The sequence below is a fragment of the Aeromonas sp. PrichA-15 genome, assembly GCF_017939245.1.
Classification (GTDB): domain Bacteria; phylum Pseudomonadota; class Gammaproteobacteria; order Enterobacterales; family Aeromonadaceae; genus Aeromonas; species Aeromonas caviae.
Genome location: NZ_JAGKRH010000380.1, coordinates 1 through 337, shown reverse-complemented (window position 1 = coordinate 337; position 337 = coordinate 1). Strand labels below are relative to the sequence as shown.

Genomic DNA, 337 nt, shown 5'->3' with positions numbered 1-337 from the left:
GTGCCGACGGCGGTGAGCGACGTCAACCTGACGGTGGCGAGCGAGAGCAACCTGGTCCTCAATGGCAACGTCATCACCAACGACGTGCAGGGGGCGGATGGCGCGGCGGTGACCGCGGGCACCCTGAGCGGGACCTACGGCAGCCTGGTGCTCAATGCCAACGGCACCTACACCTACACCCTCAACCCGAACGACGGTGACTTCAAGGCGCTGACCGGGGGCGGGGTGGGCAGCGAAGTGTTCACCTACACCCTGACGGATGCGGACGGAGACGTGAGCACGGCGACCCTGACCCTGACCATCAAGAACGACGATGACGGGGTGACCATCACCAACC

The 337-nt window shown here is 65.6% G+C and carries 1 protein-coding gene; it reads left to right on the top strand.

Going from position 1 to position 337, the window contains the following annotated elements; translation table 11 throughout:
• Positions 1-337 (top strand): VCBS domain-containing protein (locus tag J9889_RS23745; RefSeq protein ID WP_210558465.1); only part of this gene is annotated, 337 nt, incomplete at both ends.